Source organism: Flavobacterium orientale (assembly GCF_014638005.1).
GTDB lineage: Bacteria > Bacteroidota > Bacteroidia > Flavobacteriales > Flavobacteriaceae > Flavobacterium > Flavobacterium orientale.
Map to the genome: position 1 here is coordinate 62,624 of NZ_BMFG01000002.1, position 22,590 is coordinate 85,213.

The window sequence follows — 22,590 nt, forward strand, 5'->3', positions numbered from 1 at the left end:
TGGGTTGCCGGGAGGCACATAAAAAGATTTGTGCGGCGGTATTTTTTGCCACGGATTTAAACGGATTGCTGCGGATTAACGCGGATTTGGTTATTTCGTTTTAAGAGCTGCCTGATTTTGTTTTCCCCAGCCCTAAAGGGAGCAAAATCAGGACGTGTATCGTTATTTGGTTTTCAGTTGGGGGTTGGGTTGCCGGGAGGCACATAAAAAGATTTGTGCGGCGGTATTTTTTGCCACGGATTTAAACGGATTGCTGCGGATTAACGCGGATTTGGTTATTTGGTTTTAAGAGCTGCCTGATTTTGTTTTCCCCGTCCCTAAAGGGAGCAAAATCAGGACGTTTGTAGTTATTTGGTTTTCAGTTGGGGGTTGGGTTGATGGGGCTTAGAGAATGTTAGGAGGGAGTTTTGAATAAGCCTACTTCGCAGAACAAGGTTAATCTTCCCAGCTGCAGAGGGTTAGGCCTTTGTTTTTGGCTTCTTGGAGGGTGACTTTTACGGTTTCTTTTTTGCAGGCGTTAAGGCCGCGGCAGAATTCTTTTTTGTGGTATTTGGTGGCATTTTTGCTGTTGCAGATGTATACTTTTTCTGTACTTCCGGAGGTAAGTAGTAGCGTGAGCAAGAGTAGTGCAACTATTTTTTTCATCTTTTAGAATTTAAAAGGAATGGGGAAGATACGGAATTTTTTTGAGGGGTGGAGTGTTAGTTATCAAGCAGTAAGAATTGAGATGGGTTTTGTTTTCCTCCCCCCGACCCCCTCCAAAGGAGGGGGAGACTGGGTGGATATGCGTTGTGTGTTAGGTTTTGTAGCGTTTCTTTAGTTTTTGTTTAGAGGAGGTCGAAGGTGATCCAGATGGGGATGTGGTCGGAGATTTTTCGGGCTTGGTTGAGTGATTTAAAGTTCTCGTGGAAGGGGATGATTCCTTTTTGTTTGATTTTTATTTTTTGGGTGTGGTAAAAGATGTTGTCATAGGGTGAGGCGAGGCAATCTTGTTGGATGCATTTTGACCGCAGGGTTGTTTTTTGGTTTTCGAAGGCGGGTTGGTAGCCCATTTTTTTTAGTGGGTTGAATACGGTGTGTGTTTCGGGGCAATTGAAGTCGCCTACGAAGATTAGGTTTAGGTTGGGGTATTGTTCGGGTAGGTATTTGAAGTATTTGATTTCGGTTTCGGGTTGTCTTTTTTTGGTGATGGCGTGGAAGTTGACCACTGTAAATTGTTTGTTTTGGTATTGGAATGTGGCATAGAAGGGTTCGCGGTCGATTTCTTGGGCGTATTTTTTTTCGAGCCAGGGCTTGCCGATTAGCTTTACTTTGGCGGTTTGCCAGAGGTAGGCATAGCGTTCGGTTTTGTAGGCACTGCTGCTTGTTGGGTCGCTGATGGCATAGCTCCATTTGTTTCCGGTGCGGTTGAGCAGGTCGGTGAGTTGGGCTACGGCTTGGGCACCGCTTGGGTTGGTTACAATTTCCTGAAGGGCTATGATGTGGTAGTCTTTGATTTGTGAGGCGATGAAGCGTAGGGTGCTGTCGGATTTACTTTCTCCCAGGTTTTGGAGGTTCCAGGAGAGGAGGGTGGGTTGGGCGTTTACACCGAAAGCAAACAATAAAAGAAGTAATTTTAATTTCATAGGAATGTAAATTTAAATACTTTCTTGTTTGTCTGTTAAAAACCAACTTGATGCGAAAGCGGTTGAGAAAGTTCACCTATCAATTAATTTGCAGCGAAGTCAGAGACGAAGAGCGAGACTTCAGTCATGAGTTGTCTTCCCAATTTTATTCAATCAACTTATTAGGATTGATAACAGGTAAAATAAAACCGCTAAGGGCTGTGCCTTGAAATCGCGTCATCAAAATTCCTCTTGTGGTAGAATAGGTAATTGAGGCTAGAGCGTTACCAAGTGCCGGACTTACAGTCACCGTGTTATCTTGTTCTACTTTAGCCAATTCTTCGATATTCTCTACGTGAAAAACGTACACAAAACTGAATGCTCCAATGGCTTCCTCAGTATCTTCTTTGAGGCTTTTGGTTTCAACATTCACTGAAAAATCAGCTTTAATTAATTTATCGGGAACATTAAACCCGAGTTCAAAATTGACATTAAAAAGATGTCCGTTCACTTGGGTGACATCAAACTCGAAAGGACTGTTAATTTGTCCTTTGATGATTTTGAAATCAACAATTTCTATTTTTTCAGGTTGTAATAAATTAGCTGACATAGGCTAATGTTGATTTTTTAGGATTTGTTTTTGATTTTTTCCAAGTTTTTGTAAATGCAGCCGCATTACTGGGATTGTTGTTACGATATACGGTTACGTATCCACTTGTTCCTATAGGTTTGCGTTGTGGAACGTTAACAATAGGTTCTCCCAATTCTGCCTCTAGTTTGGCTAAAGAACGAATTGTAAAATTGTGTTCGCCAATTAACCATTTGTTAATTTCTGAGGGTCTTTTTTCCAGCTTTTCAGCCAAATCTTTTTGACTAAAACCGCTTTGTTTTAACAACTGATTTACCCGAACCACAATGTCTGCATACAACCTTGCGAATATTTTTGTTTCTTCAGGTGTTTCTGCTAAAATTCTTTGTGCTACTTTGCTTCTCATTGTTTTGTTTTTTTAGAGGATGATTACATCTGAACCATCATAATTAATAAGTTTCCTGTTTGTTTCATCTACACTGATTACACCTTCGCGAATAGCTTGCTCAATTCGCTTAGCAAATTCACAAGCTGCTCGCCATTCTAGGTGTAAGGAACTGGTTTGATTGGTTGGGCCATCTTTGATACCTCCATTGAAAAGTATAACGATATTGTTTGTAATTTTTAAGGCATAAAGCCTTAAGGGAAATTCAGGAAAATGATAGGTAATTTTTTCTACCGTTCTTTTTCCTTGAACAGGCAATCCTTTCACTTCGTTTTCGTCTCTGTTAAATAATTCATCTCTTGCTCCATGATGTTCTCCGATAGCTACTAACACAAATGACAACAACATTTGATTCGCTTCTTTGAATTCTTCTATCGCATCATACTTCTCAAAGAATACATCTGTTTCGTTGGTTTGAGCATCATCATACCGCACAGTATAAAAAGTGCATTTTGCACCTTCATCATCCCATACTTCTAGAGCAAATATATTCACTTTATTATTTGTTTGCAAACAAAAATACACTTTTAAGTGTATTTTGTGACTGTTTTAGTTTATTTTTTTAATTTGAGAAACCATTGTGACTGGATATTCTTTTTTCAGGTCTGTAAAATTAAAGACTCAATTTAATTTATTTGCTTTGAAGTCAGAGACGCAGAAACAGCTTGGGTAAAATTGATTTCATAATTAAAGTTGATTCTTTTCAATTATTTTTGTTAGAAGTTCAATAGTTTTTTCTTGCAAAGCTATCCTTTGGTTTATCTTGAAATACCAACATACTACTTCTCTTAAAATGATGATTGATAGTATAATGAAGATTACAATTAGCATCAAATACAATTCTGAGTTTTCCATACTATTTATTTTATTTATAAATTATTTAAAATCTGTTTTTAAATAAATTTAAATTTCTCCAATTTCCTTTTCAATTAATTTAAATTTATCCTTAATCTCTTCACCCATATAAAAATCTAATAGGTCTTTTTTGGTTAGCGTTCCAAGACTTAAAAAACGTTTCAAATATTCTTGATTAAATTCCATTAATAAAATGGATTTTTCCAATTGCTTTAAAATTGCTTTATTGTTTTCAATGTTATTTAGAACCAATGATTTTATGGAGTGAATTTCGTTAATGTCTTTAATAATTCTATTGACTATCATCGCCAAAACATCTTTGTCTAATTCTAATTCTTTCGCATTTAAAGCAATATCTCTTGCCAACATATAAGCAATCGCTAAGTTGGAATAATCTCCTTTTTGCGAATTAATAATCGCTACAAAACCCACTTCGGGAATGTAACCCACATTATCAAAGTTTTTGAGAATGGAATTATCTACTAATGAAATATCAAAAACAATCAAACTTACTTTTGCATCCCGATTTGCTTGCGATTCAATTAACTGACTCCAAGCGGTATCTGTTTTTCGAGTGAAAATTTCTTTGTTTTCGATTTCTCCAAATCGGATGCTTTTATCAAATTTACATTCAATAGCAATTTTTAAATCAGGTGACCCATTAACTTCACAAACAATATCTCCGGTTTTGTTTTTAGGTAAATTTCCGGCAGTATTTCCGGTTAAAAAAGCCCTATCTTTTAATCTTCTTTCAGAAAAATAGGTGTTTAAATAATCGGCTATGTCATCTTCGGCTAATGTTCCTTTAACAGTAGATTTATAAAACAACTCTTTTTTCATTTCGAAAATCATTTTCAAACTTTCTAGTTCTGTTCCTAACTCGTTATTGGTCTTGGCTAAAAAAGCAGAAATTCGATCTTCCATTAATGCTAAAACACCAATATAAATGGCACGAAGTAATTTTTCGTCTCTCTCCGTTGCAGATAAATTATCAAAGTAATTGAAAACGATTGGGTTTTCAATTTCAAATTCTTTGATTTCGATGCGTTTGAGTTGTTGGTTTATTTTGATTGTTGCCATAGTTAATTTATTGCTTTATTAAGAGCTTCAAAATGATTTCTGTCTTCTGTTTTTATAAATTCTACAAGAGTTGAACATGCGATTGGTATATCTGCTAAAAACTCACTTTGTTTTCCGATTCTATCAATATTATCAAGATGGCTGAAATAATGAAACGCTTTTAATATTCTTTTAGATTTTACTTTATTAAAAACTTTATCAGCTCTTGATTCTAATGGCTCACCACTTGGATATTTTGTTAGTGTATAAATTTCTGTAAACCTTCTTAAAATATTTGGCATCATAAGAAATTTTGGCGAATTATTTTTGTTAGGGTCATTATTAAATGTAATTATTTCATTAAATAAAAATTGATACTCTGATTCAAAAGAATTATAAACATTTGGTAAATTCTCAATATTTTTAATTCTAGAAATAAAATATCTTGATTCACTGTTTTTTGAAATTGGTAATTCCTTTAGAAGATTAAAAAACTCAAAACTATGCGTAGAAATAAATAGTTGTTTACATTTCACAATATTTAATAAGGCTTTTTGCTTAGGATCAGGATTGGGTCCCTTTCCAAAGAAAAACTCTTTAATAAATGAATTAATTTGAAATACATGATTAGAATCTAAGCTTGACATTGGGTCATCAATAAAAACAACATAGTCCTTAAATTTTCCAATTGATTCTAGTGATTTAATTGTAACTAAAAAATGAGAAAATGCAATAGCAGTTTTTTCCCCTTCACTTAAATTAGATGCATTTTCATTATCTCGCATTAATTTAAATTTATTAGTTTTATCATCTAACTTAATTTCTATATCAGCTCTACAAAGAAAATCTTGTATAAAGCTAGAGTATTGTAATGCACCTTCTTTGTCGCTTCTTTTTCTCGATTCATTCCAAAAAATTAAGTCTTCATATTTTTTAACTTTCAGATTAAGTTTTTCAATCTCAACAATAGCTTTATTATATTTTTTTTCTTTCAACAAATATTTTTCTCGTTTAAGGAATGAAGCTACTAGATGATTTTTAAATTTATCTCTTTTAGAATCTATTTCAATATTAAAATTTTCAGAAAAATTATTATTCTTTTTTATAAGTTCATTAAGGTTTTTTACTGTTTTTTCAATTTCTTCTATTTTCAATTCATTCACTTTACCCACATCGAAGTAAAGAGATTTATTAATTTTTTCATCAATCTTTACAAGTAAAAATTTAAGGTGCTTTTTATAAGCAAATAGTGATTTAGAAAATTGTTTGTTAAGAATTTTAAAGTTTTCTGTAAAACCTAAGTTAAAGTCATTGAAACTTGAAGGAATGTTTATGAGATTAATATTTTGTTCTTCCTGAAAAATCATTTTCTTTAGAATGTTAGCATTTTCTTTGAGTATTGAAGCTTCATTGTTAAAATAATCTTTAAGAAAATCAATTCTTTCTTTTGTAATTATATTGTCACAAAAAAGACATTTGCTATTTGGTTTGTGAAAATTTTGACCGTCTTTAACCCAAGTATATGTTTCTATATTACCATCAAGTAATTTATTTATTAATTCATTATCAGGAATTTTAGTTAAAATTTGGTTTGTCTTTTCAATTATTTCAGAGTAAGAATGAAAAAATTTAATCTCTTCGATTTTATCTTTTGGATTGCTGGTTTTAACAATTTCACTTAATGAAGAAAGTTGCTTTTTGTCTTTTATAATAAATGACTCAACATCTTTTTTAACATAATTAACTATCGGTTTTAATTGAGTTTTTGTAAAAGTTATTAAACTTAAAAAATCTTCATTTAATATTTTTTTTGCTAAAACTGTAAAATGTCCTGAATTTGCTCTATCATATACTTCAAACTCATCAATACTTTTCAAAAAATTAAATTTCTTTCCTTTTAATGTTTCTGATCCATTGATAGATTCGATTTGAGATTTTAATTGTATGACTTTGGCTTCATACTTGGCATTATCACCTACTTCAAATAAAATAGTTTTTGAGTCTGAAGTTGAATCTTTATGAGTACTAAAATTTAAATTTTCATAAATATAGTCCGAATTAAAAACAAGTATATCATATGGGAAATTATCTAAATTATTTGAAGAAAAAGAACCTTCTTTAGTTTTTATTTTAAATGAACCGTTTTGGTAACTTTCAGGAAGTTTTTTGTCTCGTAAAGAACTAAATATTCTAGATAATGTTGTTTTTCCTGAATAATTCCATCCATAAAAGATATTTTTTAAATTGAAATCTTTAATATTTGGAGATGTTACCCAATTAAAATCTTTGTAGATTCCAAAATCTTTTATTTCTTCTATTTTTTCAATCATATTTGAATTTTACATTAGAATTAATATAACTATTCAGTCCTGAACCTCTTCTCGCTAGTGACTTCATTTTTTCAACATGCATGCTTCCAGCTTTTCTGTAACTGTACGTATATGTACTTCCAGTACTAAATTTGACCGTAATATAGTCATTTCCTATTTCAAATCCATAAACTCCAGAATTTCCACTTGCATTTCTATATCGTTCCATATTATTTAAGCTTTTTAGTTTTGTAATTAGTGTTATTTCTTATGTTAGCTGAAAAATAGGTTCCATGTGATTTTGCATCCATTAACTCTTCATAAACATCAAATGAAACATTTGAATACTGGTAAACTCCTCCGTTATGAAATTCGATTTCTAGAATTTTATTATTCACATCATAGCCAATTGAGACTAAATTTGATGATCTTACTGATTTTCTTTCCATTTGTTTTATTTTTTTAATTCATCAATTTTAATTTTTGCTTCTTCAAAAGCTTTCTCAACTATTTGAAGATTTTCTATAAATATGGTGTTATCTGAGCCATATTTTTCAAGTTGTAAAAACCATGTAGTTTTTCCTTTATTTATCATATAACCAATCTTAAAACCATCTACAGTTGTAAATTTATTTTCAAGATACTCTGGGTTCGTTGCAAGATCTTTTTCAACTTCGCTTTTTAAAGAATTAATTGCTTTGATTACTTCTAGTAAATCAGAATATTCTATTGAAGCAGTTGAAGTACTGTATTTTCCTTGCTTTTCAATCTGGAAAAAATAACTAACTAAAGAACCTGAATTTATTTTTCTGATTCTTGTTTCAGACAATCCTCCATAAAGTGTTTTAATTCCTGAAAGCTTATAGTCGGTTAACTTGATTATACTTCCTGTTTTGGATGCAAAAGCATCAATTTTTGTTTTTTCTTTTTCAAGTTCTTTTTTTGTTTCTTGTGAGAAAGTAACAGTAGTTGCTATAAAGAGCAAAATGATTAAATAATTTTTCATAATTATTGGTTTAAAAAATTTTCAACTTCAATTTTTAATTTGATTAATTCATCATAATTTTTTTTAAATTTTGTAATTCTAGCTGATAGTTCTTCAGCTTTTAACTTTCTATCGTCTGTAAATCTATCAGGATGAACTTTTGTAATTAAAGATTTATAGAGTTCTTTTGATTTTGAAATACTAAAAACCATGTTTTTAAAAATAGATTTAAAATTATCTCCTTCTTTTTCAGATAATTTTTTTCTTATATTTCTTCTAAGTCTTCTTTTTTTGTTAGTTAACAAATAGTAAACTCCAAAAAGGAATAGAATAATTCCGAAATAAATAAAATATGTTTTCATGATTATCCGTTTAGCATATATTCCTGAAGGTTAGCAATTTCCTTTAGTGGAATCTGAAGTCCTTGTCTGTAATTTTTTCCAATAATAATCAAAGTGTCATATCCTAGAGCCATTAATTGTCTTACGAAAGCTTTACTTTCTATTACATATCTTGATATTTCAATAAAATCTGATTCTGTCAATCTTTCATCATTTTCAATTGTAATTTTAAAGCCACTTCTAAGATAAAAAGTACTTAGTTCATGCCTGAAATTTGGATTTCCGGGAGATGTTGTAACTCTGCAAAGTCTTTCTAAGTCTCCTTGAAAATAAGCTTCTCTAAAAACTAAATTGAATTGATTTAAAATTGTAACTCGTTCTAAATTTCCTTGTGAAACAACATCTACAATTCTGTTTAAAAATGTTGTTATTTTTGATAGTATGTTATCTGCCATATTTTCTTATTTTAATTATTCTTCATATAAATTCACCGTCTCCAACAACTCTTTTTCAAACAAATAAATATCATCAATGCTTTGAATGGCTTGTTTGGTTTCGTTTTTGTTGTCGTTGAATAGTCCGATGTATTTTTTGCTTCCGTTGAGGTGTAAGCGGCATAGGGGTTTTCGGTTGTTGTCGTCTAATAGGATGCCGAAATAGGATTGGGTGTCGCGGTGGACTATTCGTTCAACGGGAAGTTTTCTTCGGAGGATTGCGATTACAATTCGGAAGGCTTCCATTTCTTCTTCTGTGGTGGTTATTCGGTTTTCTTCTTCTAAAACGACATGGATTTGCTCTTCTTTTTGTTTCTGGGCTTCTTTGTTGAGGGCGGCATTTAATCGGTCGTTTATTTTTTCGCTGATGGATTGGTTGAAGCCTTTTTGCACTAGTTCTTTGAATTCTTCCATTACCTTTTCGGTAAGTCTACCGGAATATACTTTGTTGGCAAACAGTTTGACAAATTCTGCCGATGGGTTTTCGAGTTCGTTGTCAATTTGTTGTTTGATTTCTTTGGTATATTTTAGTGAGCTAGCATTGTTTACAATTTTATTGACATCAAAAGTGGATTTATGAAACTTGGCGATTTCATTTACTACATTGTCTTTCAAATTGGTTACTTCAAATTCAAAGAATGGCTTTTCATCCATCTTATTGGGATGTTCTAAGTCAGTGAAAAACTGGTAATGGATGCCGTTTGTCAATAATGAAAAGCGGGTTTTTGTTACATGGAAGTAGCGGAAAAGTTGTGAATTATGCACCGTTAACTTTTCTTTCCAGTTTTTGCATTCGATTATTAGTATGGGATCTCCATTTTGGTAAATGGCATAATCTACTTTTTCCCCTTTTTTAATGCCCAAATCGGCTGTAAATTCGGGTACGACTTCGGTTGGGTTAAAGGAATCGTAGCCTAAAATATTGATAAAAGGCAATACAAACGCGTGTTTGGTTGATTCTTCTGTGTTGATTTTGTCTTTTAGTAAGTTGATTTTTTCGGCTAGGGCTTTGAGTTGAGGTTGTAGTTCCATATTAAATTTATTTAGTATGACATTCATTACAACAGTAATAGCAGCCATTGGATTGTTTATACGTTTTTTTTGCTTCTTCTACAGCTTTGTTACAGGTTGCAAAAAGGCCTAAGTATAATTTGTTATCTACAATTTTTAGAAAGTTACAATCGGATGTATGTACTTCATGGTCTCCGTTTGGTTGGGCTTTTTTGTTTACGTAATAAAGCTTCATGAGTTATTTGTTTTTTGTTGCATAACAAACTTAAAGACATTCAAAATCACTTTTTTACGGTTTTCCGTAATGGGAGGATTTTTTTGAGCATTAAGCTATTTAAGATGCTTTGTTTTTTCTAGTAGGAGACGCTAAGAGGTGTAAACGGGTGCTTTTTCTTTTGTTTAGATTTAGCAGTTTTTGGGAAGGACAGGTCGCGACCTGTCCGTACGGGGGATTTGATTGGAGGTTGATTTGATTATTTTGATCAAGTTGCTACTATCTCGGCATTTTCGGCTTCTTTTCTTACCCGATTACTTGTTTTAAGGCAATCTTCAGCGTTGTTGAAGAGTTCACTAGTGCCAATTACTTTTTGGCTTCCCATAGAACGAAGCGTAAAAAAGTGTTTCTTTTTATGCGATTGGCTTATCTCGTAATTTTCTTTGTAGCTACTGTTCATTTTGACAGAGAGTATTTCGCCTAGGCAGCTTTGTTTGAATTCGTGTGGTGTTCCGTTGAGGAGGATGTGTCCTTCCGAGGTAAGGAGTTGGTAGAACCAGGTGTGGTTTTCTTGTTGTTGGATGGTGAAATGTGGCATTTTGGTTTTGGGTGGGGTTGTTTTTTTCAAAGTTAAGAGGTGTTGGGGTGGGGATTTTACGGGAAACCGTAATGGGGTGAAAAAAAGGCAAGAGGCAAGAGGCATGAGGCAAGAGGCAAGAGAAAAATTGGTTCCTGATATAGGTTGTTGTATATGTTTGAGGAAAGGGATTATGGGATCCCTCCTTACGTCGGGATGACAAACTGGGCGTGACATACGGGGGGAGACAAACTGTGTGGGGAGCTGCCTACTGCGTAGGAGGTTCCTATTTCGTCTTCGACATCTTGCGGAATGACAAACTGTGTGGGGAGTTGCCTACTGCGTAGGAGGTTTGCTTCGCCAGTTCGCTATCGCTCGTGTCTTCCGTCTGGGATGATACAATTTTGTCTGCGACATCCCGCGGAATGACAGTGTGGTCTTCGACATCTTGCGGAATGACAGGGTCTTTTTAGATAATACCTAGGTCTTTGGTGATGGCGATGAGGTGGATGGTGTTGTTGGCTCGGAAAAGGATTTTGAGTTTGCTTACTCGTTTTTCGATGGTGCTTTTGCTGTTGGGGGTGATGCCTTTTTGTTTGAAGGCGTTTTCCATGTCTTCTTGGGCGATTCCTGCTGCGAGGTGTTTGATGATTTCGATGTCGATGTTGTCAATGGCTGCCGCTGTTTTGTCTTGGAGTACGTGGGCTAACTCCGGAATAATGTAGGGACTGTCGGAGTTGTAGATGGTTTGTACTGCTTTTTTTAATTGGTAGATGCTGTCTCTGCTTTTGAGTATGAAGGCATTGATTTTTTGGTTGTCAAAAAGTGATTTGATGCGGTAATTTTTATCTTCCACCGAATATACCAAGACTTTTATGTTAGGTTGGATTTGTTTTACGGCGTCTATTAGTTGTTCGCCCGAGTGTAGTTTTACTTTCTTCCCATCGTCTTTAAAGGAAAGGTCGGAGATGAGTAGCTCATAGGGTTCGTTGTCGGCTACTGCTTTGCGAATTTTAAGCAGGGCTTCGTCACAATATTTGTCGTGGTGGATGGTGGTAATTTGCAATTCTGCCGTTACATGTTGTACAGCCAGGTTTATAGCATCAAGGTCTTCGGCGATTAAAACTTTTTGAAACATCGTACTTTATATTGGTATCATTAGTATTGCTTTGCATCCTTTTTGTAGGGATGTGTCAAAAGTAAGTGTTCCTTTTATGGCCTGAATACGGTTTTCCGCATTCTGTAGTCCGGATTTGTGATTTTGGGTGTTTTTTAGTCCGATTCCGTTGTCGGTGAATGTGATGACAAGCGTGTTGTTTTTTTCGGTGATGTCAATAATTACAAGGGTTGCCTGACTGTGTTTTGTAGTGTTGATAAGCAATTCCTGGACGACACGGAACAGTGCGATTTTTTTTTCTGCTGTGATTTTTTTCCAGTTTATTTCCTGATTTACTTTTCGAATCACGCTCCTGGTTGTATCGGTATAGCTTTCTATCATTTGCACCAAATCGGATTCGAAGTGCTCGTTGGTTCTGATGTCGCTGTTTTCTTTGGAAATGTCTCGTGTTCGTTTGTAGATGTTTTCCAGATTGTCGACCAGTAGTTCTTTGTTGTTGGGGTTTTCCAAGTTTTGTGTTTGAGCGTAGGTCATGGTGTTGAACACATCGTTTGCGAGTTCGTCATGGATTCGTTTGGAGATTCGTGTTTCGGTCAAATAGGTGGATTGTTGTAGTTTTCGTTTGTTTTTTGTTTGGTATAGTTTGTAAAGCAAGAAAGCAACAAGAATTATTAAACCTATCAAAATTAAAAGAAACACTTTTTGGTTTTTGTATTTTATGGCTTCTTGTTTGGCAAAACCGGCGTCGTATTTAATTTTAGCAAATTGATTTTTGGCTGTATTTCGCTCCCGATTGATTTGTTCGTTGCGTTCGAAATATTCTTCCAGGTATTTTTTAGCATCGGATTCGTTGGAATGGGTCGTCAGCCATTTTAACGCTTCCAATTTATCGTCAGGGCTGTTCATTTTTACTGCAGCCAGATAGGCGTTTAGGGCGTGTTTTTGTGCCAAAGCGACTTCTTTTTGATGGTAGTATTCTGAGAGGTGCATGTTGGAGGCGATTAACCCCATGTCGTCAGCGAGGCTGTCGCGAAGTTGCCATGCTTTATACATGTCTTCAAAACCGGTATTAGGGTTGTTTTTATAGTTGGCGTAACCCAGATTGTCTAACATTCTTGCATATTCGAGTGTGTTGTTTTTTACGCCTTCGTTTTCCAGTAATGGGTTGAGGAGCTGTATGGCTTTTGTATATTTTTTTTGTTCTAAATGGACGAGTGCTTTGTTGTTTTGAAACAGTAGTTTTTGGACGGTATCAATGGTTGCGTTTTGGGCGTTATTGTAATTCTCTATGGCCAACTGGAATTCGTCTTGTTTTTCATAGTTAATGGCGAGCATGTTATAGAGGTAGGGCCAATAGGTTTGGCCGGTATAGTTGGCTATTGCTTCGGTGAGTGTCTCTTCACATCCCGCATAGTCGCCATTGATTTGTTGGATATTGGCAATTTGATAGATGGTATAGGCCCATTGTTCGCCTTTGGTATCGGTGCAGTTGTTTTTGGCTTCCGTAAAATAATAGAATGCACTGTCTAATTGTAGTTTAGCCAAGTATATTTGTCCTAGTTCATTGTTTTTGCTGTATTGTTCGTTTTTGTTAAGAACGTTTTGCTCTTGACAGGACCATAGTGTTATGAGCCAGCAACCTATGAAAAAGGGGAAATAAATTGATTTGTGATTCATTTTTCGAAAGTAGTGAAAATTTGGTGATTAGTGGTTAGTGATTAGTGAATAGCTTGGTATTAAGATTGGAGTATTAAGTATTAAGACGGGTTGGGTGCTACCTGATTTTGTTTGCCCTACCTGAAGGTAGGCAGGCCCAGTCTGTCTAGGCAGAAGCAAAATCAGGGCGTTTGTAGTTATTTGGTTTTCAGTTGGGGGTTGGGTTGCTTGGGGGTAATCTAGAAGGTTTTATGAATTTTTTTTGCCACGGATATAGACGGATTTAAATGGATTAACGCGGATTTGGGTTATTTAATCTAGGCACACGTTGGGGTATTTCATTTTATTATTAAAATTTGCATTTACATCATTTTGAATGCACTATTCAGAAAATTAACTTCACGATTGGGTATTGATTTAGCGTGTTTTATCAAAAATTTCTGAAGTTATTCAGCTTGATTACTTTCTATATCGTTTTAGTTCATTTCTTTCAAGAATATACAACCCTCTTTTGGTTAAGAATTACTAGATTTATAGAAAAAACTATGAAAACGATTCCTTTGGCTTTTCAGATTGACACTCTTTTGCATCAAGATGCTTACTTAGTGGATGGTGTTTTGAAAAAATGGACAGGAGCAACAACTCCCGTTTATTCTACTATTTCCTCCACTTCCGACTATGCTCCTACCTTGTTGGGGACTATTCCTTCAATGGGAGAGGAATCGGCTTTTGAAGTGGTTTCAGCCGCAGAAAAGGCCTATGATAATGGGCAGGGATTATGGCCGACGATGAAAGTAGTTGACCGTATCAAATGTATGGAGACTTTTGTAACACAAATGAAGGCTACACGTACTGAGGTTGTGAAGTATTTGATGTGGGAAATTGGTAAATCATTACCTGATTCTGAAAAAGAATTTGACCGTACGGTCGATTATATTTATGATACTATTGAAGATTACAAACAGTTGGACCGGAATAGTGCCCGATTCACAAAGAGTCAGGGTGTTAATGCGATGGTGCGTAGAGGACCATTAGGGGTAGTGTTGTGTTTGGGGCCTTATAATTATCCATTGAATGAAACTTTTGCGTTGTTAATACCTGCCATTATTATGGGAAACACGGTTATTTTTAAACCGGCAAAGCATGGTGTTTTACTACTTTCTCCTTTGATGGAGGCTTTTCAAAACAGTTTTCCAAAAGGCGTTATCAATATCATTTACGGTAGAGGAAGAGAAGTTGCCTCACCGATTATGAAATCAGGAAAAGTTGCGGTTTTAGCGTTGATTGGAAATAGTACTTCGGCAATTGCTTTGCAAGACCAGCATCCGAATAAAAATAGGTTGCGATTAATTTTAGGGCTTGAAGCTAAAAACCCTGCCATCGTTTTGGCGGATGCTGATTTGGATTTAGCTATTCAGGAGTGTATTACAGGAACACTTTCGTTTAACGGACAACGGTGTACTGCTCTAAAAATAATTTATGTTCATGAAAGTATTGCCACAGAGTTCAACCGAAGATTTGCTGAAAAAGTAGATGCACTGCCTTTCGGAAATCCATGGGAAGAAGGTGTGCTATTGACTCCTTTACCGGAACAGGACAAACCCAATTACATTAAAGCATTACTAGATGATGCTCAACTTCACGGAGCAGCAATTTTGAATACGAAAGGAGGTCAGATTTCTGAAAATTATATCTTTCCAGCGGTTTTATTTCCTGTCAATAAAGAAATGCGTGTTTATCACGAAGAGCAATTTGGTCCTGTAATTCCAATTGTATCTTTTAAAAATATTCAAGAACCGCTTGATGATATGGCAGAGTCAAATTATGGCCAGCAAGTGAGTTTGTTTGGTCAAGATATTAGAACTATTGCTCCCTTGATTGATACGTTAGTGAATTTGGTATGTCGTGTAAACTTGAACAGTTCTTGTCAACGTGGTCCTGATATTTATCCCTTTACCGGGAGGAAAGATTCCGCAGTCGGAACTTTAAGTATTCACGATGCTTTACGCTCCTTTTCCATACGAACCTTTGTGGCCTCGAAGGACAACGCTTATAACAATGAAATTTTGCAGGCGTTGTTGAATAGTAAGGAGTCGAATTTTATTACGACGGATTATATACTTTGATGGAGGTGCTGAGTTATTGAGATGCTGAGGTTTAAAGCTTTAAAATTGTTTAAGAGTTTAAGAGTTTAAGAGTTTAAGGGTTTGAGGTGGGTTAAATAGGATGATTGGAGTTATATGGGTTTATTTTATAATAATCCAAACGGACTGTGACTGACAGTCCGTTTAGCTATTATATTATTTTTTCAGGAGTTCATTTACTGCTGCTTTGAGTTGTGCATCTTTTCCGTATAGAATTTCTTCATAAGGTGTGGCGACATTGATATCGGGTTCCAGTTGCAGGTTTTCCAGGGGTCTATTTTCTTTTACGCCATAGAAGGCAATCATGGGTATTCCGAAAACGAGGGTTGGATCAATTTGGGTTTCCCACCATACATACGTCATGGTTCCTGCAACGGGTTTACCGATTAATTTACCGGTTCCTTTCGCTCTGTAGGCATACGGAAAGCCATGAGCATCTGAATAGTTTCCTTCACTCATCAGTACTACACTTGGTTTGACCCATTTGTTTCTGGGTTCGCCACCACCACTTTCGAAGCCGTAAGGTTTAAATGTTGCATAGGTTTTGCCGTCCAGAAAGTTCGAGAGGTCTTCGTGCAAATTTCCGCCTCCATTAAAGCGAGTGTCTACAATCAATCCTTCTTTGTCGGCATTGAGTCCTAATGCTTCATCGTAAACCGTTCTGAAGCTTGCGTCGTTCATTCCTTGCACATGCACGTAACCTATTTTTCCACCACTTAGGGAGTCGGTCATTTTTCGCATGGTTGTTGTCCAACGTTTGTAAAGCAATGCATTTTCTGCGGCGGGGGTTATTGGTTTTACGATTTCATCCCATCGCTTTTTTTTGTCAGCGTCGTACACACTTACCAATACATTTTTTTTAACTTTTCTGTTTAACAGCACATTCCAATCTTTATCGGAAGTAATTTCTACGCCGTCAATTTTTTCAATGATGTGACCGGCTCTTATTTTACTTTGTGATTTATCGATAGGCCCTCCGGCAATTACTTCGGTTATTTTCAAACCGGCCGTTGTTGCTTTTTCATCATAGAAAAGTCCTAAACTGGCTGTTTGGTCACCATTTTCAGCTCGATGTGCATAGCGACCTCCGGTGTGCGACGCATTTAACTCACCCAACATTTCACTTAATAATTCCTGAAAATCGTAGTTATTGTTGATGTGTGGTAGGAAACGGGCGTAATTATTTCGGTACATTTCCCAATCCAAACCGTGGAGTTTCGGGTCGTAGAATTTATTTTTTACTTGACGCCACGCATGGTGAAAAATGTAGTTTCTTTCGCCCGCTGTGTTTACAATCATTTCTTCTGAAATCCCTACATTCGTTGTTTTTCCTCCCGCCGTTTCAATTTTCGTTATTTTTCCATCGGCTAATACAAAAAGGATTTTTCCGTCTTTGCTTAGTTCAATTGAACCGGATGAGCTGTTTGTTTTTGCCAAGGATTGTATTTCTTTGGTTCTAGTATCAAGGCTCCATACGTTGTGTTTGTCTTCATATCGAGCCATATAATACATTTTATCCCCATCGGGAGAAAAGGCATAGGATGTTATGTTTAGCGAACTTGGCGTTATGCGAACTTTTCGATTATTTAAATTTTTAAAATCGAGTACCAGTGGAGCGGGTTTTTCTTCTTTCGATTTATCTTCGTCTTTTTTGTTTTTTTCTTTTTCCTTGGCTTTTTCCGCTTTTTCTTTGGCTTCTTTTTCTTTGGTTTCTATTTCTTTTACCAATTCAAATTCTTCTTTGCTTAAGGTAAAGCGATCATATTCCTCTTGACTGAAAAAGACCGCATATATATCTAATTCTCGAGGACCTTGGATTGCCAATGGTTTTTTCCCTTCCCTGCCGGATGCCCATGTAAGGGCTTTTCCTTTGAGCATCCAATGTGGATTACTATCCACGAAACCACTTTTATTTACATTGATTCCGGGTTTGTTTCCTGTAGCATCGTACCACACTAAATGACCATTTCCAAATGTTCCTTGCGAACTGCGGGCGATAATTGATTTGCTATCGGGGCTCCATTCATAGTATTGGTCGCCATCTGCATAAGAGAAGTTTTCTCCCAGCGGAATAATTGTTCGTGCTGTTTTATTTTGTAGGTTGAACACTTTCAATTCATTGCGGTTTTCCAGATAGGCAATTTCTTTCCCATCGGGTGAAACCTGTGGTTGGAACTCATCTTTGTCGGTAGTAATGACACCTTCTTCATCAATTTGTGTTGCGGCAAAAAAGTAGGGGTCTTCTTTGCGATTGATTGTTGCTTTGTAGATGTCCCAACTTTCTCCTCTTTCCGTTGCGTAAAAAAGAGTCCTGCTATCTGAACCCCAGCTTATCGTTCTTTCTTGAGCGGGCGTGTTGGTAATTCGCTTGGTTTGGTTGTTGTCTGTTGAAGTCACAAATACTTCACCTCTAAACACAAAAGCAATTTCTTTTCCGTTGGGGGCCAAAGCCATTTCGGTAGCACCGTCTTTTACGGAAACAATTTTTTCCTCATTTCCTCTAAAATCAGCGTTGATCACTACATTTACTTTAGCCGGTTGTTGCCCTTCTGTCATTGTATATATTTCACCATTCCAGGTAAAGCAAAGCTTATCACTTTTGGAGCGGCTCAAGTGACGAACGGGATGGTCTTTGAAAAAAGTTAGCTGTACTTCGCTTTTGGTCGCTATATTTTTTTTAAACACATTTTGGGCTCCTTTTTTTTCGCTAAGGTAATATATCGATTTTCCGTCTGTTGAAAAAACAGGTTCGCGATCTTCCCCTTCGAAGTCACTTATTTGCGTATATTTTTCCGATTTAGTATTGTAAATCCAAATATCACGCGTTACGGAAGAGGTGTGCCTTTTTCTCCATTCATCTTCGTATCCTTTTCGATCTTGAAACACGATGTTTTCGCCTGTTGGATCAAAGTTGGCAAATTGCAATCCGGCAGTTGAAATCAAAATATTTCTACCACCTGATACCGGCACTTTGTAGAGTGCACGGAAGAGCCCTTTATTTGGGAATCGGACAGAGGATTGTAAATCATTTCTATTTCCGCTAAAAATCACTTCTTTCCCATCGGGAGAAAAAGCCGAAGGTATATCGTTTCCGGAATGCGTAGTTAAACGCAGAGCCTCGCCTCCTATTGAAGGCAGGACAAAAACATCAAGGTTTCCGTATCGATCACTGGCAAAAGCAATTTGTTTGCCATCGGGACTCCAAACAGGAGTAGCATCATATGCTTCGTGAAGTGTTAGCGGTGCTGCTATTCCTCCATTGGCGGCTACTTTAAATAAGTCGCCTTTATAACTGAAGGCAATTTCTGTTCCATCCGGAGACATGGCCGGAGTTCGAAGCCATAGGGGGTTATTTTGGGAAAAAGAAGCACAAGTGATTCCCAAAAAAGTAAAAAAATAATAGAAATTTTTCATTTTTTTCTGCTTGATTAGACGTTTTTATTGAATACAGACTGAAATTATACTCTTTTTTTGGGGCGTACTACTAATTCATTTTTTAAAGATAGTTAAATTTTTTTATTCCTTTGAGGTACTAAAGTTGTGTAATCAATAGTATAAGGTGAGCTGCCTACTGCGTAGGAGGTTCCTATTTCGTCTTCGACATCTTGCGGAATGACAAAACTGGGAGGTGAGCTGCCTACTGCGTAGGAGGTTCCTATTTCGTCTTCGACATCTTGCGGAATGACAAACTGGGGGTGAGCTGCCTACTGCGTAGGAGGTTCCTATTTCGTCTTCGACATCTTGCGGAATGACAAAACTGGGAGGTGAGCTGCCTACTGCGTAGGAGGTTCCTATTTCGTCTTCGACATCTTGCTGAATGACAAAACTGGGGGTGACAAACTTGGTGGGGCCTTAATCTCGCGTTTGATGCCATTATTAAGTACGGCTGGTTTTTTTCTCGCAAAGTCGAAAAAAAACGCATCAATATTTAGATACTTAGCTAGTTTATTTCGAGAACTTCTTTCTTTTTCAACTTACAAAATCCTTAATTTTATAACATTGAGCGAACAGGCGAAGCAATTGGTTATGGTGTGATTTAAAGATCTTGGGTTGTGTAATCCACAGTATAAAAAGAAGAAGCAGGTGTGTGCTATTGCGATTTTGTAGGTTCAATAAACAGTAATTTTTGGCTGTAGTTGTCTCACCTATTCTATTTACTGTAGTTGGAGCTTCTTTTGGAGTTACTATCACCTTTCAAATTAACATTTAATTAATAATCATTACAGAAAGTTAACTAAAACCCCTTTTAAACATAATTTTTGAATAACACCTTTTTTTTTCACATGGAGTAGTATTGCAGGATTAAAAAACTACAAAACAACTATGATGAAAAAATTATTTTTATTTGTACTACTTTTTGTTTCCGGTTGGGTAACTACAGCTCAGGAAAACGGAGTAATTTCAGGAAAAATTACAGAAACAGAAGGGAATTTTTCACTTCCCGGTGCCACGATTCGTTTGAATGTCGGAAACAAATACACCATTACTAATCAGAATGGGGATTATGAATTTTTAAATGTTCCGGCGGGAACCTATCAAATTGAAGTCACTTATATTGGGTATCAAAAGCTATCTAAGGAAGTAACAGTTACAGCCGGTAAAAACACAACGGTTAATTTTTCACTACTTCCGGGTTCAGAAGAATTATCGGAAGTTGTCGTTTTGGGAGACCGTTTGCGAGGTCAAGCCAAAGCAATTAACAAACAAAAAAGCAATCAGAACATTACCAACGTGATTTCTTCCGATCAAGTAGGTCGTTTTCCGGATGCCAATATTGGTGATGCCTTAAAACGAGTTCCGGGTATTACGATGCAAAATGACCAAGGAGAAGCCAGAAACATTATTGTTCGTGGATTAGCACCGAGTTTGAACTCGGTTACACTTAACGGCGACAGAATACCTTCTGCTGAAGGGGATAACCGAAATGTGCAAATGGATTTGATTCCAGCAGATATGATTTCCACTATTGAAGTAAACAAAACACTTACTTCTGATATGGATGCTGATGCTATTGGAGGTTCCGTAAATTTAATCACCCGTGCTACACCCAATGGCGAGCGTATCTCTGCTACCTTAGCCGGAGGTTATGGGCCTATTCGTGAAAAAGGTAATTATACAGCAGGATTTGTATACGGAAATCGTTTTTTTGAAAACAAGTTAGGGATGGTTTTCAGTGCTTCCTATAACAATAATGATTTTGGTTCTGATAACGTTGAAGCCGTTTGGGTTAGAGGCGAAAAAGATCAAGTTTATATTGAAGAATATGACATCAGAAAATATGATGTGCGACGTATTCGAAATTCTTTTGCCTTGGCAACAGATTATAAGTTCAACGAAAACAACAGCATTTATGTGAATGCGATCTACAATTTCAGAGATGACTTAGAGAATCGTTACCGTGCCCGTTATCGTGGTATTGATCCCATTTATGATGCCAATGATGACATAATTGGTTTTGAGGGTGATGTTAGAAGACAAACGAAAGGGGGAATCGATGACAGTAAAAACAAAAACAGACGTTTGGAACGACAAACCGTTCAAAACTACTCCATTGGAGGTGAGCATTTATTGACTTCAAAGTTGGATATGGATTGGTCTGTTAATTATGCCCAAGCTAGTGAAGACCGACCCAATGAACGATATATTGAATATCAAAACCGTGGCTTGGAAATGGATATGAATTTAGCGAATCCGAGATTTCCTTTGATTACAGCCGTAGGAGACAATGCTACTGAAGATTTTGAATTTAGAGAGTTGTCTCAAAATCAAGATTACACAGAAGAAAGTGAGTTGGGAGCCAAATTGAATTTCAGAATACCTTTTACAGCTATTGCCGATCAAAAAGGAAGGTTGCGTTTTGGAGCTCGTTTGCGAATTAAAGACAAAGAGCGAAATAATATTTGGTTTGAATATAGTCCAGTTGCTGATTTTGGTAATTTGAATACGCTACCGAATTCTTTTTATGGAGGCGAAAATTGGCAAGCCGGCTCTCAGTATATTCCCGGAACATTTGTGAGTAATTCCTTTTTAGGCGGTCTGGATCTTAACAATACCGATTTGTTTGATAGTGAAACCGTACCTTCAGAATACTTAGCCTTAAATTATAAAGCCAAGGAGAATATTTATGCCGGATATGTTCGTTGGGATCAAGATTTTAATGAAAGATTGTCAATGATAGCCGGATTACGTGTAGAGAATACGTATATTGACTATACCGCTAATTATATTTTAGATGAAGATGATTTAGTAGGAGAAATCAATAACACCAACTCTTACACCAACGTTTTGCCAAGTATCGCTTTTAAATACAATGCCGATAAAGATTGGGTATATAGAGCGGCTTTTACCACTTCAATTGCTCGCCCGGATTACTTTGCTTTGTCACCGTTTATTAGTGTTATTCCCGATGATGATTCTGCCATTGATGCCGGTAATCCAAATTTGAAAGCTACTTATGCTTATAATTTTGATTTGATGGTTGAAAAATATTATAAGTCTGTAGGGTTATTATCCGGAGGTGTTTTTTATAAAAACTTAAATGATTTCATTTATACGTACCGTGACAACCAGTATACTAATAGTAAATTTGCTGCTGATTTTCCGGGTCAGGTAAACCCGATTCCCGAAGTAAATCCGGGGAACTGGTCTTTGACACAACAACGCAATGGTGAGGAAGTGAGTGTTTATGGTTTTGAGGTAGCCTTCCAACGTCAATTGGATTTTATACCCGGTACTTTTTTCAAAGGTTTGGGTATTTATTTGAATTATACCTTTACAGAGTCAGACGCAAAAGGAATCACCAACTCTGATGGAGAGGCAAGATCAAATGTGAGTTTACCCGGAACGGCTCCACACATGTTTAACAGTTCGCTGTCTTGGGAAAACAATAAATTCTCCGCTCGTATATCATTGAACTACGCTGCTGATTATCTTGATGAGCTAGGTGGTGACGCTTTTGACGACAGGTATTATGACGAACAATTGTTTTTGGACGCCAACGCCTCTTATAAAATTACACAACGATTGCGGATTTTTGCAGAAGCCAATAACTTGACCAATCAACCGTTACGTTATTATCAAGGGATTTCTTCAAGAACAATGCAAATGGAATACTATCAAGCCCGATACAATCTAGGTTTGAAGTTTGACTTATAAGTTTAGGTTAGTTATATTCATAAATGTTTGACAGG

General features: G+C 36.1%; 20 protein-coding genes. 2 read left to right on the forward strand and 18 right to left on the reverse strand.

Going from position 1 to position 22,590, the window contains the following annotated elements; genetic code table 11:
* Positions 1-435: 435 nt before the first annotated feature.
* The 17 genes from IEV15_RS02805 to IEV15_RS02885 form a co-directional block, all read right to left on the reverse strand.
* A complete protein-coding gene (locus IEV15_RS02805; protein ID WP_188360988.1) occupies positions 436-645 on the reverse strand; it encodes a hypothetical protein in 210 nt (69 codons plus the stop codon).
* Between the two features lie 182 nt (positions 646-827).
* Positions 828-1,625, reverse strand: a complete 798-nt coding sequence (locus IEV15_RS02810; RefSeq protein WP_188360989.1) for an endonuclease/exonuclease/phosphatase family protein — start codon at positions 1,623-1,625, stop codon at positions 828-830.
* 145 nt (positions 1,626-1,770) lie between these two features.
* Positions 1,771-2,214: a hypothetical protein gene (locus tag IEV15_RS02815; protein ID WP_188360990.1), complete on the reverse strand. Its 444-nt coding sequence runs from the start codon at positions 2,212-2,214 to the stop codon at positions 1,771-1,773.
* Positions 2,204-2,599 carry a helix-turn-helix domain-containing protein gene (locus tag IEV15_RS02820; protein WP_188360991.1) on the reverse strand — a complete coding sequence of 132 codons (396 nt, stop codon included), beginning with the start codon at positions 2,597-2,599 and terminating at the stop codon, positions 2,204-2,206. The genes IEV15_RS02815 and IEV15_RS02820 overlap by 11 nt, the downstream gene beginning before the upstream one ends.
* Before the next feature lie 12 nt (positions 2,600-2,611).
* Positions 2,612-3,151 carry a hypothetical protein gene (locus IEV15_RS02825; RefSeq protein WP_229734080.1) on the reverse strand — a complete coding sequence of 180 codons (540 nt, stop codon included), beginning with the start codon at positions 3,149-3,151 and terminating at the stop codon, positions 2,612-2,614.
* A 390-nt stretch (positions 3,152-3,541) separates the two neighbouring features.
* Complete coding sequence (locus IEV15_RS02830; RefSeq protein WP_188360993.1) at positions 3,542-4,573, reverse strand: hypothetical protein; 1,032 nt, start codon at positions 4,571-4,573, stop codon at positions 3,542-3,544.
* 2 nt (positions 4,574-4,575) lie between these two features.
* Entirely contained in the window at positions 4,576-6,882 is a 2,307-nt protein-coding gene (locus IEV15_RS02835; protein ID WP_188360994.1) for an AAA family ATPase, read from the reverse strand.
* On the reverse strand, positions 6,875-7,090 hold the full coding sequence (locus tag IEV15_RS02840; RefSeq protein ID WP_188360995.1) for a hypothetical protein: 216 nt from the start codon (positions 7,088-7,090) through the stop codon (positions 6,875-6,877). Before IEV15_RS02840 ends, IEV15_RS02835 begins: the two co-directional genes overlap by 8 nt.
* A 1-nt stretch (position 7,091) precedes the next feature.
* A complete protein-coding gene (locus IEV15_RS02845) occupies positions 7,092-7,310 on the reverse strand; it encodes a KTSC domain-containing protein (RefSeq protein ID WP_188360996.1) in 219 nt (72 codons plus the stop codon).
* A gap of 5 nt (positions 7,311-7,315) precedes the next feature.
* Positions 7,316-7,867 carry a hypothetical protein gene (locus IEV15_RS02850; RefSeq protein ID WP_188360997.1) on the reverse strand — a complete coding sequence of 184 codons (552 nt, stop codon included), beginning with the start codon at positions 7,865-7,867 and terminating at the stop codon, positions 7,316-7,318.
* Positions 7,868-7,869: 2 nt separating this feature from the next.
* Positions 7,870-8,208, reverse strand: coding sequence for a hypothetical protein (locus IEV15_RS02855; protein WP_188360998.1), 339 nt, complete (start codon positions 8,206-8,208; stop codon positions 7,870-7,872).
* Between the two features lie 2 nt (positions 8,209-8,210).
* Positions 8,211-8,642, reverse strand: coding sequence for a hypothetical protein (locus tag IEV15_RS02860; protein ID WP_229734081.1), 432 nt, complete (start codon positions 8,640-8,642; stop codon positions 8,211-8,213).
* 15 nt (positions 8,643-8,657) lie between these two features.
* Positions 8,658-9,713 carry a type I restriction endonuclease gene (locus IEV15_RS02865; RefSeq protein WP_229734082.1) on the reverse strand — a complete coding sequence of 352 codons (1,056 nt, stop codon included), beginning with the start codon at positions 9,711-9,713 and terminating at the stop codon, positions 8,658-8,660.
* 7 nt (positions 9,714-9,720) lie between these two features.
* A complete protein-coding gene (locus tag IEV15_RS02870; RefSeq protein ID WP_188361000.1) occupies positions 9,721-9,927 on the reverse strand; it encodes a hypothetical protein in 207 nt (68 codons plus the stop codon).
* Positions 9,928-10,174: 247 nt separating this feature from the next.
* Positions 10,175-10,534, reverse strand: coding sequence for a YegP family protein (locus IEV15_RS02875; RefSeq protein ID WP_188361001.1), 360 nt, complete (start codon positions 10,532-10,534; stop codon positions 10,175-10,177).
* 418 nt (positions 10,535-10,952) lie between these two features.
* The gene (locus IEV15_RS02880) at positions 10,953-11,621 is read right to left on the reverse strand and encodes a response regulator transcription factor (RefSeq protein ID WP_188361002.1); all 669 of its coding nucleotides are present in this window, start codon (positions 11,619-11,621) and stop codon (positions 10,953-10,955) included.
* 6 nt (positions 11,622-11,627) lie between these two features.
* Positions 11,628-13,277, reverse strand: a complete 1,650-nt coding sequence (locus IEV15_RS02885) for a tetratricopeptide repeat-containing sensor histidine kinase (RefSeq protein WP_188361003.1) — start codon at positions 13,275-13,277, stop codon at positions 11,628-11,630.
* Positions 13,278-13,801: 524 nt separating this feature from the next.
* Here IEV15_RS02885 and IEV15_RS02890 point away from each other — a divergent pair.
* Complete coding sequence (locus IEV15_RS02890) at positions 13,802-15,382, forward strand: NADP-dependent glyceraldehyde-3-phosphate dehydrogenase (protein ID WP_188361004.1); 1,581 nt, start codon at positions 13,802-13,804, stop codon at positions 15,380-15,382.
* Between the two features lie 174 nt (positions 15,383-15,556).
* On the opposite strand, the gene IEV15_RS02895 is transcribed toward IEV15_RS02890, so the two are convergent.
* Positions 15,557-18,814: a S41 family peptidase gene (locus IEV15_RS02895; RefSeq protein ID WP_188361005.1), complete on the reverse strand. Its 3,258-nt coding sequence runs from the start codon at positions 18,812-18,814 to the stop codon at positions 15,557-15,559.
* A 912-nt stretch (positions 18,815-19,726) separates the two neighbouring features.
* Between IEV15_RS02895 and IEV15_RS02900 the strand changes: the two genes are divergently transcribed.
* Entirely contained in the window at positions 19,727-22,555 is a 2,829-nt protein-coding gene (locus IEV15_RS02900) for a TonB-dependent receptor (protein ID WP_188361006.1), read from the forward strand.
* Positions 22,556-22,590: the final 35 nt, after the last annotated feature.